We start from the raw sequence: 14,032 nt of genomic DNA, 5'->3' as shown, positions 1-14,032 counted from the left end.
TCAGCTCAGGGCCGCGCGCTGCTTGAGCGGCTCCCACCACGAACGGTTGTCGCGGTACCACTGCACGACGTCGGCCAGGCCCTGCTCGAACGGGACCTGCGGCTCGTAGCCGAGCTCGGCCCGGATCTTCGAGATGTCGACCGAGTAGCGCAGGTCGTGCCCGAGGCGGTCGGCGACCCGGTCGACGTACGACCAGTCCTTGCCGGTCGCGTCGAGGAGCAGCTGCGTGAGCTCCTTGTTGGTGAGTTCGGTGCCGCCGCCGATGTTGTAGATCTCGCCGGCGCGGCCGCGGGTCAGGACCATCGCGATGCCGCGGGTGTGGTCGTCCACGTGCAGCCAGTCGCGGATGTTGTTGCCCTCGCCGTACAGCGGGACGTGCACGTCGTCGATCAGGTTCGTGACGAACAGCGGGATGACCTTCTCGGGGAAGTGGTACGGCCCGTAGTTGTTCGAGCAGCGCGTGATCGAGAGGTTCAGCCCGTGGGTGCGGTGGTAGCTGCGGGCGAGCAGGTCGCTGCCGGCCTTCGACGCCGAGTACGGCGAGTTCGGCTCGAGCGGGCGCTCCTCGTCCCACGACCCCTCGCTGATGGAGCCGTAGACCTCGTCGGTGGAGACGTGCACGAAGCGCTCGGTGCCGTGGCGGAGCGCGGCGTCGAGCAGGCGCTGGGTGCCGACGACGTTCGTCTCGACGAAGATGCCGGAGTCGCGGACCGACCGGTCGACGTGGGACTCGGCGGCGAAGTGCACGATCGCGTCGACCGTCGGGACGACCTCGTCGAGCTTCGCGGCGTCGCGGATGTCGCCGTGCACGAAGGTGTAGCGGGGGGAGTCGGCGACCGGGGCGAGGTTCGCTTCGTTGCCGGAGTAGGTCAGCGCGTCGTAGACGACGACCTCGGCGCCCTCGAGGCCGGGGTACGCGTCCTCCAGGGTGCGGCGGACGAAGTTCGAGCCGATGAAGCCGGCTCCTCCGGTGACGAGGATCTTCACGAGTTCTCTTTCCTGACGGTCGGTTCGTGGGTCGGCGGCGATTCTAGCGGGAGGCCGGTGACGGGGGTGGTCGTGGTGCTCGGCACGGCGGTCGTGGTGCCGGGGACGTCGGTCGTGGTGCTGGGGACGGCCGTCGCGCGCCAGACGAGTGCGACGCTCGCGACGCCCGCGACGAGGAACAGCGCGCCGGCCACCGCGATCGGGAGCGGCCCGGCGAGCGAGCCGCCGGCCATCGCCGACAGTCCGCCCGGGGTCACCCGGAACTGGACGTTCTCCCACGCACCGCGGTACGCGATGCCGATGCCGTACAGCGCGATCGCGAACGAGCCGACGGCGGCGATCCGGGCGAGCCGACGGCGCAGCTCCGGGCGCATGACCAGGGCGCGCCACGCCACGGCCTGCGACAACACGAGCGCGACGACGGCCACGAACAGGAACCGGCCCTGCAGGCCGTTGCCCTGGTGCGTGCCGAGGTAGTTGCGCCAGTTGTACGCCAGGGTCGCGACGACGACGAGCGCCGGCCAGACCAGGGCGATCGTCATGACCCGGCGTCCGGCGCCGCGGCGGGCGTACGACCAGCCGAGGGCGACGAGTCCGACGATCGCCAGGGCGTCGACGACCATGGGCGGCAGCGGCCACTGGTTCGCGCCGAAGTCCCCGAAGAACGAGGCGGTCAGGCCGTCCCACTGCCGACCGGCGAACGCGCCGGGGTTCGCACCGCCCGACGGGTACGGCTGCACGGTGGTCACGCCGCGCAGGGCGTCGGGCAGCAGGGTCCCGCTGACGAGCAGCGTGCGGACCCACCACCAACCGGACACTGCGGCGGCAGCGACGACGACGACACCGGCGTGCAGGGCGGACCGGCGCCACGGGCGCTGGTCGCGCTGGCCAGTCGCGGTGCGCTGGTCGCTCGCGGTGCGCTGGTCGCGGGCCAGCACGAACACGAGCACGACGAACGGCACCGCCAGCAGGCCGAGCGCGCTGATCGCCGCCAGCCCGGTCACCGCCACGGCCAGACCGGCCGTCGTCCACCACGACCGGTCGCCGGTGAGCACGCGCACGCTCAGCCACACGAGCACGGCGCCGAGCAGGATCATCGGCGCCCACGACGTCACGCCGGCGGCGACCTGTGCGAGCTGCGGCACCGCGAAGAGCAGCAGCGGCGCGACCAGGGCAGTCCGCGGCGACCGGGTCACCCGGCGGACGGTCGCCCACACGAGGACGGGCAGCGCGGTCACGAGCGCGACGTCGAACAGACGCAGGACGAGCACCGAGGTGGCCCAGTCGTGCGCGCCGAACCGGATCAGGCGCAGGATGCCCGCGGCGACGAGCCAGTACGTCGGCGGGTTCTGCGACATCGGGTCGATCGCGGGGGAGTCGCCGGGCACCGCCGCCAGGAGCGCGTCGAACGTGGGGCGGTCGACGGCGGGCACCGGGTGCTCCACGATCTGCCGGACCGCTGCGAGGTAGTGCATCTCCCCACCGTGCGGCCATCCGAGGCCGAGTGCCAGCCGGAACGCGGCGTCGACGTGGGCGGGCTCGTCGGGGGCGCCGAACGCGGGGGTGAGCAGGGCGAAGCTGAGCAGCAGGCCCAGCCACGCGACGGTGGTCGTCCCGAGGACGATCCACTCGCGGCGGGCGGTCACGCCGTCACCTCCGGGCGGCGCATGAACCGCACGAGCAGGACCGCCGTGGCGATCAGCGCCACCGCGGCCACCGCGGCGAGCGTGAAGTTCCCGCCGGCGGCGAGCATGCCGTACTGGTCGAACTTGACGATCGAGAACTCGTCGATCCAGAACGCGGCGTCGCGGCCGAACGCCCGGAGCGCGTAGACGACCCCGTACAGGGCGATGGCGGTCGCCGCGACGGACATGCCGACGGCCAGTCGTGTGGCGCCGGCCGCCGTGACGGTCACGCGGCGCCAGGCCAGGGCGCTCAGGGCGATGAGGGCGATGAGCGTGGGGTAGTAGTACCGGCCCTGGGTGCCGGCGACGATCGTGTTCCGCACGTAGCCGCCCCAGCCGCTCTGCATGTGCAGGGCGATCAGGATGACGGGGTACGACGCCAGCACGATCGCGGGTCGCAGCGACGGGCCGCGGCGGAACGCCCAGATGACGATGCCGGCGACCGAGACGATGGTCAGGCCGTCGATCAGGAACTGGGCGAACTGGAACTGCGTGAGGCCGCCGACGCTGCCCCAGAACGTGCGGGTCACGCCGTTCCAGTAGTCGCGCAGGAAGACCTCCGGGCTGGCGGCCGTGTCGTCCGGGAACGGCATCGACGGACGGGCGTACGCCATGCCGTCGGGCTGGATCGCGTGGTACACGAGGATGTTCCGCAGCCACCACCACCCACCGACGACGCCGGCGATGCCCAGCGTCCAGAGCGTCCGGAGCACGTTGCGCCACACGGTCGCTCGGGTACAGCCCGCCGCCATCACGGCGATGCCGACGAACGGGACGGCGGGCAGCGCGGTGCCCTTCGTCAGCAGCATCGCGCCGAGCAGCAGGCCGATCCACACCGTGGTCCGCACCCGCTGGTCGCCGGTGAGCAGCCGGACGACGAAGTACACCAGGGCGCCCGCGAGGGGCAGCATGAGGGCGTCGTTCGTGACGGAGGTCCCGATCGACGCGACCTCGGGGACCGCCAGGATCGCGGCCCCTCCGACCAGCGCCGCCCGGGGCGAACCGGTCAGCCGACGCACGGTGGCCCACGCCAGGAACGGCAGGGGCAGCACGAGCAGGGCGTCGAACAGCCGCAGGGCCATCACGGCGTGGTCCCACCGCAGGTCCTCGAAGTGCACCACGTGGAGCACCCCGGCGGCCAGCGCGTAGTACGTCGGCGGGTGCTGCGACATCTGGTCGATGCTCGTGGGGTGCACGCCCGGGAACTCGCGCAGCAGCTCGCCCCACGTCGCGTTGTCGGCAGCCGGCTGGCGCAGGTTGCTGATCTGGGTGTCGTGCGTGGCGTTGAGGTAGTGCATCGCGCCCGGCTCCGGCCAGGCGTCACCGATCGCCAGGTGCAGGACGGCGTCGACGTGGGTCGGCTCGTCCGGCGCCTTGTAGGTGGTCGTCACGATCGCCCAGACCCCCAGGACGGCGGCGAACGCGATCGTCAGGGCGATGACGACGACGCGCTCGGCACGGCCGACCCGCGGGCGGGCGACGGTACCCGACACGGCCGGGGCCGTGTCAGTCGCCATACCGCTGCAGTTTCTGCAGGTCGAGCTGCTCCTCGGCCAGCGTGCGGTTGAGGCGGGTGAGGTCGGCGACGACGCCGATCACGATGGAGAGCAGCGCCGTGATGAGCAGCACCACACCGAGGATGATCGACTGCAGGTGGTTGCCGGGGGTCTGCATCGCGAGCAGCACCAGGTAGCGGACGAGCGGCCAGAGCCCGAGCCCGCCCAGGATCACGCTGACCCAGGCGAACAGCGCCATCGGCCGGTACATCAGGTAGACGCGGGCGATCGCCGAACCGGACTCGAACATGTGCTGGAAGATGTTGCTGAAGAGCCGGGACTCGCGCGTCTTCGGGTTCGTCGTGATCGGCACCGACGCGATCGCCAGGCGCTTGTAGCCCGCCTGCACGATGGTCTCCATGCAGTAGCTGAAGCGCGTCACGATGTTCAGGCGGATCAGCGAGTACTTCGAGTAGGCGCGGAAGCCGCTCGCGGCGTCGGGCAGGTCGAGTCCGGCGGCGCGGCTGGCGACCCACGACCCGAAGCGCTGCATGAGCTTCTTGAAGCCGGAGAAGTGCTCGATCGTGCGGGTCTGCCGGTCGCCGATGACGATCTCGGCCTCCTTGCGCAGGATCGGCTGGACGAGCTCGGCGATCTGCGCCTGCGGGTACTGGTTGTCGCCGTCGGTGTTGACGACGATGTCGGCACCGTGCAGCAGGGCGTAGTCGACGCCGTCGCGGAACGACCGGGCGAGGCCCATGTTGGTGGTGTGGTGCACGAAGTGCTTGACGCCGTGTTCCTTGGCGACCTCGACGGTGCGGTCGGTGCTGCCGTCGTTGATGACCAGGATCTCGATCTCGTCGATGCCGTCGATCTCACGCGGGATCGAGTCGATGACGCTGGCGAGGGTGTTCTCCTCGTTGAGGCAGGGGATCTGGACGAATAGCTTCACGGGCTCGCTTGGTCTCGTTTCGGGAGTCGCAGCGCGCGGGGCGCGGGGCACAGAACCAGGACAGCCTATGCGATGCGCCACCTTGCTAGGCTTCCCCGGTGCAGATCCGCGAACTGAAGATCCCCGGCGCGTGGGAGTTCACGCCCGTCCAGCACGGCGACGCACGAGGAGCATTCCTCGAGGCGTACCGGGCCGACGTCCTCGAGGAGACGGTCGGTCACCCCCTGGACCTCCGCCAGGTGAACATGTCGATCTCGTCGGCTGGCGTCGCGCGGGGCATCCACTACGCCCTCGTCGCCCCGAGCCAGGCGAAGTACGTCACCGCCGTCCGTGGCGCCTTCATCGACTACATCGTCGACATCCGCGTCGGTTCGCCGACCTTCGGGAAGTGGGACTCGGTCCGCATCGACGACGTCGACCGCAAGGCCGTGTACCTCTCCGAGGGCCTCGGCCACGCGATCGTCGCGCTCGAGGACCAGTCCACCGTGAACTACCTGGTCAGCGCGCACTACAACCCGGAGCGCGAGAAGGGGATCACGATCCTCGACCCGACCGTCGGGTTGGAACTGCCGGACGGCATCGGTGAGCCGGTGCTCTCCGAGAAGGACACGAGCGCCCCGACGCTCGATGAGGCCGCGGCCGCCGGTCTGCTGCCGACGTACGAGGAGTGCGTCGCGTACACCGAATCGCTCCGGACGAAGAAGTAGGGAACGGGTCACCGTATGAAGGGCATCATCCTCGCCGGCGGTTCCGGCACGCGCCTCTGGCCGATCACCAAGGGCATCAGCAAGCAGCTCATGCCGATCTACGACAAGCCGATGGTCTACTACCCCCTGTCGACCCTGATGATGGCCGGCATCCGCGAAGTGCTCGTCATCACGACGCCGGAGTACAACGAGCAGTTCAAGGCCCTGCTCGGCGACGGCTCCGCCTTCGGCATGGAGATCCAGTACGCCGTGCAGCCGTCCCCGGACGGACTCGCGCAGGCGTTCGTCATCGGCGAGGACTTCATCGGCGACGACAGCGTCGCGCTCGTCCTCGGCGACAACATCTTCCACGGCACCGGCCTCGGCACGAACCTGCGGAAGAACACCGAGGTCGACGGCGCGACGATCTTCGCGTACCACGTGGCCGACCCGAAGGCCTACGGCGTCGTGGAGTTCGACGACGACTTCACCGCCGTCTCCATCGAGGAGAAGCCGGCCGAGCCGAAGTCGAACTACGCCGTCCCCGGTCTGTACTTCTACGACAACAAGGTCATCGAGATCGCGAAGACGATCGAGCCGAGCGCCCGCGGCGAGCTCGAGATCTCGACGGTCAACGAGCGCTACCTCGAGGCCGGCGAGCTCGGCGTCCAGGTCCTCGACCGTGGCACGGCCTGGCTCGACACCGGCACGTTCGAGTCGATGATGCAGGCGTCCGAGTACGTGAAGGTCATCGAGGACCGCCAGGGCTTCAAGATCGGCTGCATCGAGGAGATCGCCTGGCGCAACGGGTGGATCGACGACGCGCAGCTCGCCGAGCTCGCCGCACCGCTCGTCAAGGGCGGCTACGGCGTCTACCTCCAGCGGCTCCTCGGCGCCTAGCACCGCCCGTGGCGTCCGGTTCTGGGTGGTTCGGTCGCCGTCGTCGCGACACGACGGCGACCGGCCACCCCGACCGGGAGGCCCGTCCCGCGTCCGCGACGACGGCTGACGTCGTCCGCGTGGCCGGCTTCGACCGTCCCCTGCCGCAGCTGGACCAGGACGTCACGGTGCTCGTCACGACCCGCTCGGACCGGCACGCCGAGGTCGCCCGCCTCGTCGCCGTCGCCCGCGAGGCTTTCGGCCGTGGCGCTGACGTCCGCGCCGTGAGCTACGTCGCCGACGCCTCGCCGCGCGACCCGTTCGGTCGTCGTCTGCCGTGGGTGCGGACCGTGCCCGTCGACGGCCTGGGGTCCGCGATCAACGCCGGCCTCGCCGCCGGGGTCGGACGGGTCCTCGTGCTCGTCGACACCTCGGTGATGATCGACGCCGCCGGCCTCCGGGCGCTCGCCGAGACCGGAGTCCACCGCCTGGTGCAGGCCGCGGTGCGCACGGCGGACGGTTCGGCGCGGAACGGTGCACTGCTCATCCGTCCCGGCGCACTCCCGTGGTCGGACGACCGTCCGTTCGGCACGGGGGAGTCGGTGTTCGGTGCCGATCAACCCGTGCTCGCTGTGCCCCGGGCCGCGATCGTCCCTGCGCCCGTGCTCACGGACGAGCCGACGACGCTCGTCGGGTGGACGCACGCGTGCGCTGTGCGCCAGCGACCGCAGTCGGGTCCCACGATCCTGGTGGAGGACGTCGGTGCGACCGTCCGACTCGCTGAACCCGGGCGGACGATCGACGCCGCCACCGTGGACGCGTTCTCGGCCTGGCGGGACGCGAGACGGGACTCGGTCGACGGCCGGGGTGCTGCAGTCTCCGCCGGGCCGCCGTTGCCGCCGTGGGGAGCGCGACCCGTGACACCGGTCCGCCGGACGACCGGCAGCGCCACCGGTCCGCTCGCCTGGTCGCTCAAGATCGCTGCGCCCGCCGGGCCGGAGGGCGACGGCTGGGGCGACGTGCACTTCGCGGCCGAGCTCGCCGGGGCACTCGAGCGCCTCGGGCAGCGCGTCCGGATCGACCGGCGTGACGCCCATGTGCGGGACGACGACGCCTCGGACGACGTGACGCTCGTGATCCGCGGGCTCGACCGGGTGCCGCCGAACCCGGCGTCCGTCAACCTGCTCTGGGTGATCAGCCACCCCGACGACGTGTCGGACACCGAGCTGCGGTCGTTCGACGCGGCGTTCGCTGCCGGTCCGGTCTGGGGTGCGACGGCTGCTGCGCGGTCGGGCATACCGGTGCGCACGCTGCTGCAGGCGACCGACCCGTCGGTGTTCCACCCCGGAGCGCGTTCGGCGACGAGTCCGGACGCCGACCGCGTGGTGTTCGTCGGCTCGACCCGCGGGACCGCACGCCCGGTGGTCTCCGATGGGGTGGCGCTCGGGGCGGACCTCCGCGTGCACGGGCCCGGCTGGGAAGCACTCGTCCCCGCGGAGTCACTCGGGGAAGCATCCCTGACCCGAGCCGAGGTCGCGACGGCCTACGCCTCGGCGCGCGTGGTGCTCAACGACCACTGGCCGGACATGGCGGCAGGTGGCTTCGTGTCGAACCGGGTGTTCGACGTGCTGGCGTCCGGGGGAGCCGTGGTGACGGACGAGGTCGCCGGACTGCCCGAGGTGCTCGACGTCCCGACGCTCGCGGTCGCGCGTTCCCGTGACGAGCTCGCCGCGCTGCTGGACCCGTCGTACGCCTGGCCGACTGCTGCCGAGCGGGCCGCAGTGGCGGAGTACATCGCCGCCGAGCACTCCTTCGACGCCCGTGCCGCCGTGCTGCTCGAGGCGGCCCGTACCGAGCGCGCCCGCCTCCGCGCCTGACCCGTCGCTCCGCGTCGACGAGTCCCGTCCTGAGCTGCGCCCCGCCGCGGTCATCGCGCCCCGAAGAGGCGGGGCGCGATGACCGTGCCGGGGCGCGTATCGGCAGAGCCGGGGCAGCCCCGCAGGCCCCCGACCGGGCTACTTGCGTGTGACCCAGCGGGCACGGGCGGAGAGGCCCGCGTGCAGGGCGACCCGCAGCGGCCAGAGCCACCACGCCCGGTACTTCCGCGACAGGAACCGGTACGCGCTGCGGTGGTGCTCGATCTCCATCCGGCGCCGGTTCGACGACGTCGAGTGCGCCCCGGTGTGGGTGACCACGGCCGTCGGCACGTACACGTTCGCCCGACCCGAGCGACCGACGCGCTGGCCCAGGTCGACGTCCTCGAAGTACATGAAGTACGACTCGTCGAAGCCGCCGAGCTCGCGGAACAACGACGTCCGGATGAGGAAGCACGCTCCGGACAGCCAGCCGGCCTCGCGCTCGACGACCTGCGTGGTGGACCAGTACCGCTGGCTCCACGGGTTCGCCGGCCAGAACCGCGAGAACGCTGCGTGACCGAGGCCGGTCCGGAGCGACGGCAGCTGGCGTGCGGACGGGTACGTCTCGCCCTGCTCGTCGAGGATCCGCGGTCCGAACGAGCCGCCGGACGGCAGCCGGTCGGCGGCGCGGACGAGTTCGTCGATCGAGCCGGGCGCGAGCACGACGTCGGGGTTCGTGACGAGCAGGAACTCGGGCCGGACGTCGGGCAGCACGTCGTCGAGGGCGCTCAGCGCGGCGTCGATGCCCCCGCCGTAGCCGCGGTTGCCCCCGGAGGACACCACGACGGCGCCGTAGGACTCACCGATCGCCCGGAGTGCATCGATGTCGGCCGACCCGTTGTCGGCGATCACGACGGCCACCGGATCGGACGAGGCCCCGGCGACGCTCGCCAGGAACGGCCGGATGGTCTCGCCGGTGTTGTAGGTGACCGTCAGCACCGCGACGCGGATCACCGTGCGCCCCCGGCGACGGACTCGTAGGCACCGACGTGCACGGCTGCCGTGGCCTCCCACGTGAACGAAGCGGCCCGGGCCAGCGCGGCCGCCCGGTGCGACGCGACGAGCGACGGATCGTCCAGCAGCCCCGTCATCGCGGAAGCCAGCGCGTCGGCGGACGGCTCGGTGTACACGGCTGCGTCGCCGCCGACCTCGGGCAGCGACAACCGTCTCGTGGTCAGGACGCACGCGCCGGAGGCCATCGCCTCGACCACCGGCAGGCCGAAGCCCTCGCCGAGTGACGGGTAGACGACGAACTCCGCTCCGCCGAGGTAGCCGGCCAGGTCCTCGAGGGGCAGGTAGCCGGCCTCGATCACGTGCTCGTCGGGCTGCAGGGCGTCGAGGCGAGCGATCGCGGACTCGTCCCAGCCCCGGGCCCCCGACAGGACGAGCCACGGCGTGTCCGCGCCGGCGGCCGCACGCGACGTCCGCACCGTGGCGTAGGCGTCGAGCAGTGCGGTGACGTTCTTCCGCGGTTCGATGGTGCCGAGGAACGCGATCCAGGGCGCCCCCTCGGGCAGGGTCGCGGCGATCCGGGCGTCCTCGACCTCGGCGGTGGACGGCTCGTGGAACACGGCACGGTCGACGCCGAGGGGTGCGACCCGGACGTCGGCGCGGATGCCGGTCACGACCCTGGCGGCCTCGGTCGCGGTGGCCGCGCTCGGGACGATGACCACCGGCCGGGAGCGCAGGGACCGACGGCTCCACCACGTGAAGAACGTGCGCTTCAGGCGGGAGTGCCACTCCGGGTTCGAGAAGAAGGTGGCGTCGTGCAGCGTGACGACGGATCCGCCGCGCCAGCCGAACGGGAACGTGTAGTGCGGGGACTGCAGCACCTGCGCGCCGAGGCGGCGGCCGAGTGCCGGCAGCCCCGTCTGCTCCCACAGGAACCGGAGCGGCACGGAGTCGGTCCAGCCCGGCGCGGTGTGCACGGTCGCGTGCGGCGCGACGGCGGCGAAGTGCGGAGCGTGCACGGGGCGGACCACCAGGTGGACGTCGAGCGCCGGGTCGGTCAGGTGCGACACGACCCCCTCGACGTAGCGACCCACACCGCCGAGTTCACGCGGTACCGCGGTCCCGTCGACGAGGACGGTGAGCTGCGGCACGCGTGGGTCCTTCCGAACGGGGGCGCGACGGTCGGGACCGTCGGCGGGGGAGTGACCAGGATAGCCCTCCGTGCTCATGCGCCCGGGTCCACGCTGCGGCGGGGGACGGACGCGCGCCGCGACTCGCGGAGCCGCCGGGCGAGGTGCGACGGGAGTGCCCCGACGACGTCCGCGAACGCTGCCAGGACGAGCCGGGCCTCCCGTCGGGTGGTGCCGGACAGCATCCCGCGCAGGCCGCGGAAGAGGGTGCGGGCGCTCGCCCGCAGGACGGTCGGCCACGGAGCGTGCCAGAGCGCGACGACCATCCGGTTGCGGGCGTTGCGGAAGCGGAACAGATCGCTCTGCACGCCGGACGACGCCGAGTGGTCGTGCTCGACGACGGCGTCGGCGGCGTGTTCCACGCGCCAGCCGCGTCGGCGGAGCCGCCACGCGAGCTCGGTGTCCTCGTAGTACATGAAGAGCGACTCGTCGAGCAGGCCGACGTCGTCGAGGGCGCTCCGCCGGAGCGCGGAGGCACCGCCGGAGAAGCCGAAGACGTCGACGTCGGCGACCCGGTCGGTGGGTGCGAACCAGTCGCGGTCCATGCCGTTGCCGTCGCGGTCGACTCGGACACCGGTCGAGTTGAGGCGCACCTCGCCGTCGGCCGACGGCGTCCACAGGCGGCCGTCGTGGTCGCGCAGCACGCGCTGGCCGGGTGCGGGCGTCGCACCGACCGGGAGGCCCGTCCAGCGTCCGGCGAGCACGATGCGGCCCGTCACGGCCGCGACCTCGGGCCCCGCCTGCGCCAGGTGGTCGCGGAGCGCCGCGACGAAGCCCGGCGCGGGGACCGCGTCGTTGTTGAGCAGCACGACGACGTCGGCGTCCGCGTGCCGGATGCCGGTGTTCGCGCCGGCCGCGAACCCGTCGTTGTGCTCCCGCGCGACGACGGTGACGTCGGGCAGGGCACGGCGGAGCACGGCGACGGAGTCGTCCGACGAGCCGTTGTCGACGACGACCACCTGGTCGGCCGCACCATCGGCGAGCACGGCACGGACGGCCGCGGTGGTCAGGTCGGCGCGCTCCCAGTTGACGACGACGACCGCGGTGCGGAGCGTGTCGTCGGTGGGGCTCAGTCGAGCTCCTCGATCGAGGGCTGCGCGTAGACGGTGCCGACGGCGTTGTCGAAGGCGGGCACCTCGAACGAGTCGCACTCCGGCATGTCGTGCAGGTGGCGGCCGGCCGAGTCCATCATCGACACGTTGATGAAGTACTTGCCGGTGCCGAACGCGGTGTCGGCGATCCGCAGGCGGAGCTTCCGGCGACCGTGCAGCGGCTGCAGTTCGAGGCCCATGATGCCGGTGGTGGTGCCGTAGACGACCTGGCCGCCGGCGTTGTTGATCTGGACCGCGGCCTCCCAGTCGGCGATGCCGTCCAGGTGCTCGAACTCCATGTCCACGACGAGGTCGTCGCCGGGCACGACCTCGGCGCGCGGCTCCTTGCCGTCGACGTGCACGCTCGCGCCGATGACCTTGCCCCGGCCGACGGCGACGTCGGTGCTGAGCTCGCCCTGGCGGCGTTCCTCGAGGACCTCGCGGAACATGCTCACGGCCTGGACGGGATCGCCGTCGTGCAGCACCTTGCCCTTGTTGAGCAGCACGACCCGGTCGCACATCTCCTGCACCTGGCTGAGCGAGTGCGTGACGATGATGATCGTCTTGCCGGCCTCTTGGAAGGTGCGGATGCGGTCGAGGCACTTGCGCTGGAACGCCTCGTCGCCGACGGCCAGGACCTCGTCGACGAGCAGCACGTCGGGGTCGGTGTGCACGGCGACGGCGAACGCGAGTCGCACGTACATGCCCGATGAGTAGAACTTCACCTGGGTGTCGATGAAGTCGCCGATCCCCGAGAACGCCAGGATGTCGTCGAACTTCTCGTCGGTCTGCTTGCGGCTCAGGCCGAGCAGCGACGCGTTGAGGTAGACGTTCTCGCGTCCGGACAGGTCGGGGTGGAAGCCGGCGCCGAGCTCGAGCAGCGCGGCGAGGCGACCGCGGCGGGACACCGTGCCGGAGGTCGGCTGGATGATGCCGCCGATCGCCTTGAGCAGGGTCGACTTGCCGGAGCCGTTCTGGCCGATCAGCCCGACGGTGGAGCCGGCCTGGATCGACACGGTGACGTCGTCGAGGGCCCAGAAGTCCTGGCGGTGCTTCCGGCCGGCACGACCGAGCGTGACGATGCGCTCGCGCAGGGTGTTGTCCTTGCGGACCGTGAAGCGCTTGCGGACATGGTCGATGACGATCACGTCCGGGCGCTCGGCGGTGCCCTCGGTGGACGTCGGTGCGACGGGGGTGCTTATGGCCATGGTCTACAGCTCCTGCGCGAAGTTGCCCTGCAGACGGGAGAACACCCGCTGCGCGCCGAGGAGGCAGAGGACACCGATGACGAACGCGATGCCGAGGCGCAGCATCAGGTGGTCCGGGTACGTGACGTCGGCCGGGTCGTGCAGCCAGATGGCGTTCTGCATGCCGAGCACGGACAGCGTCAGCGGGTTGTTCGTGTAGGCCGTGATGAGCCAGTCGGTGTTCACGGTGGCGACCACCCGCGAGTACGAGTACACGATCGGCGAGGCCCAGAGCAGGACCATCAGGCCGACGTCGATGACGAACTGGACGTCGCGCAGGTAGACGTTGAGCGCGGACAGCACCAGACCGATGGCCGCGCCGTAGACGAGGATCACGGCGAGTGAGGGGATCAGGTAGATCAGACCCTCATGGAACGGGAAGACGCCGATGACCACCGTCGCGGCGAGCAGGATCGCGAACTGGATCGTGAAGTTCACCAGGGCCGCGCCCACGCTGGCGAGCGGGAAGACTTCGCGGGGGACGTAGACCTTCTTGATCAGCCCGGAGTTGCCGACGATCGAGCCGGTCGACCCGGCGACGATCTCGCTGAAGAGCGTGTAGGCGGTCAGGCCGGTGAAGACGTAGATCGCGAAGTTGTCGATGCCGTTGGCGGCGCCGAGGACCTTGCCGATGACGAAGTAGTAGATGAGCAGCTGGGTCAGCGGGCGCACGAGCGTCCACACGAACCCGAGTGCCGAGTCCTTGTACCGCGCCTTCAGGTCGCGTCGGACGAGCATCCCCAGCATCTCGCGCTGCCGGAAGACGTCGCGCAGCTCCCGCCAGGTTCCGCGGAAGGCGCTCGTCGGAGCGCCGATCACGACGAGGGGTTCCTTCGCGAGCGCCGTCATGCGGGCTTGATCGACCATACGTCTCTTCGTTCGTGGGGGCAGGACCGGAACAGCATACTCACCGGGCCCGCGCGGCAGGGATGGGCGACGGCCGTCGTGCACC

12 protein-coding genes are annotated in these 14,032 nt (G+C 71.3%); 3 read left to right on the top strand and 9 right to left on the bottom strand.

From position 1 onward, the window contains the following. Genes rfbB through ACGH48_RS12545 form a run of 4 tightly spaced genes read right to left on the bottom strand, consistent with a single transcriptional unit; the run spans window position 1 to window position 5,120 of the window. Window positions 1-987 carry a dTDP-glucose 4,6-dehydratase gene (gene rfbB / locus ACGH48_RS12560; RefSeq protein WP_123681455.1) on the bottom strand — a complete coding sequence of 329 codons (987 nt, stop codon included), beginning with the start codon at window positions 985-987 and terminating at the stop codon, window positions 1-3. Continuing rightward, complete coding sequence (locus tag ACGH48_RS12555) at window positions 984-2,633, bottom strand: hypothetical protein (protein WP_396288844.1); 1,650 nt, start codon at window positions 2,631-2,633, stop codon at window positions 984-986. Before ACGH48_RS12555 ends, rfbB begins: the two co-directional genes overlap by 4 nt. After that, complete coding sequence (locus ACGH48_RS12550; RefSeq protein ID WP_396288843.1) at window positions 2,630-4,189, bottom strand: glycosyltransferase family 39 protein; 1,560 nt, start codon at window positions 4,187-4,189, stop codon at window positions 2,630-2,632. The genes ACGH48_RS12555 and ACGH48_RS12550 overlap by 4 nt, the downstream gene beginning before the upstream one ends. Beyond that, entirely contained in the window at window positions 4,179-5,120 is a 942-nt protein-coding gene (locus ACGH48_RS12545; RefSeq protein ID WP_111086000.1) for a glycosyltransferase family 2 protein, read from the bottom strand. Before ACGH48_RS12545 ends, ACGH48_RS12550 begins: the two co-directional genes overlap by 11 nt. Window positions 5,121-5,218: 98 nt before the next feature. Here ACGH48_RS12545 and ACGH48_RS12540 point away from each other — a divergent pair, with 98 nt between their 5' ends. From ACGH48_RS12540 to ACGH48_RS12530, 3 genes are read left to right on the top strand one after another with little or no spacing between them, the layout of a single operon-like run. Then, window positions 5,219-5,827 (top strand): dTDP-4-dehydrorhamnose 3,5-epimerase family protein, encoded by a 609-nt coding sequence (locus ACGH48_RS12540; RefSeq protein WP_396288842.1) that lies wholly within the window; start codon window positions 5,219-5,221, stop codon window positions 5,825-5,827. A gap of 15 nt (window positions 5,828-5,842) precedes the next feature. Beyond that, window positions 5,843-6,706, top strand: coding sequence for a glucose-1-phosphate thymidylyltransferase RfbA (gene rfbA / locus ACGH48_RS12535; protein WP_111085998.1), 864 nt, complete (start codon window positions 5,843-5,845; stop codon window positions 6,704-6,706). Between the two features lie 8 nt (window positions 6,707-6,714). Further along, window positions 6,715-8,562, top strand: a complete 1,848-nt coding sequence (locus tag ACGH48_RS12530; RefSeq protein ID WP_396288841.1) for a glycosyltransferase — start codon at window positions 6,715-6,717, stop codon at window positions 8,560-8,562. A 138-nt stretch (window positions 8,563-8,700) separates the two neighbouring features. On the opposite strand, the gene ACGH48_RS12525 is transcribed toward ACGH48_RS12530, so the two are convergent. The 5 genes from ACGH48_RS12525 to ACGH48_RS12505 all read right to left on the bottom strand — a co-directional run bounded on the left by ACGH48_RS12525 (window position 8,701) and on the right by ACGH48_RS12505 (window position 13,947). Beyond that, entirely contained in the window at window positions 8,701-9,555 is an 855-nt protein-coding gene (locus ACGH48_RS12525) for a glycosyltransferase family 2 protein (RefSeq protein ID WP_396288840.1), read from the bottom strand. Next, entirely contained in the window at window positions 9,552-10,703 is a 1,152-nt protein-coding gene (locus ACGH48_RS12520) for a glycosyltransferase family 4 protein (RefSeq protein WP_396288839.1), read from the bottom strand. The genes ACGH48_RS12525 and ACGH48_RS12520 overlap by 4 nt, the downstream gene beginning before the upstream one ends. 74 nt (window positions 10,704-10,777) lie before the next feature. Then, the gene (locus ACGH48_RS12515; RefSeq protein ID WP_396288838.1) at window positions 10,778-11,893 is read right to left on the bottom strand and encodes a glycosyltransferase; all 1,116 of its coding nucleotides are present in this window, start codon (window positions 11,891-11,893) and stop codon (window positions 10,778-10,780) included. Beyond that, window positions 11,812-13,041 (bottom strand): ABC transporter ATP-binding protein, encoded by a 1,230-nt coding sequence (locus ACGH48_RS12510; RefSeq protein WP_396288837.1) that lies wholly within the window; start codon window positions 13,039-13,041, stop codon window positions 11,812-11,814. Before ACGH48_RS12510 ends, ACGH48_RS12515 begins: the two co-directional genes overlap by 82 nt. A gap of 3 nt (window positions 13,042-13,044) precedes the next feature. Then, window positions 13,045-13,947, bottom strand: a complete 903-nt coding sequence (locus ACGH48_RS12505; RefSeq protein ID WP_123313715.1) for an ABC transporter permease — start codon at window positions 13,945-13,947, stop codon at window positions 13,045-13,047. Between the last annotated feature and the right edge of the window lie 85 nt (window positions 13,948-14,032).

The organism is Curtobacterium pomorum, assembly GCF_044497295.1.
GTDB lineage: Bacteria > Actinomycetota > Actinomycetes > Actinomycetales > Microbacteriaceae > Curtobacterium.
This window is presented reverse-complemented; position numbering and strand designations above follow the sequence as displayed.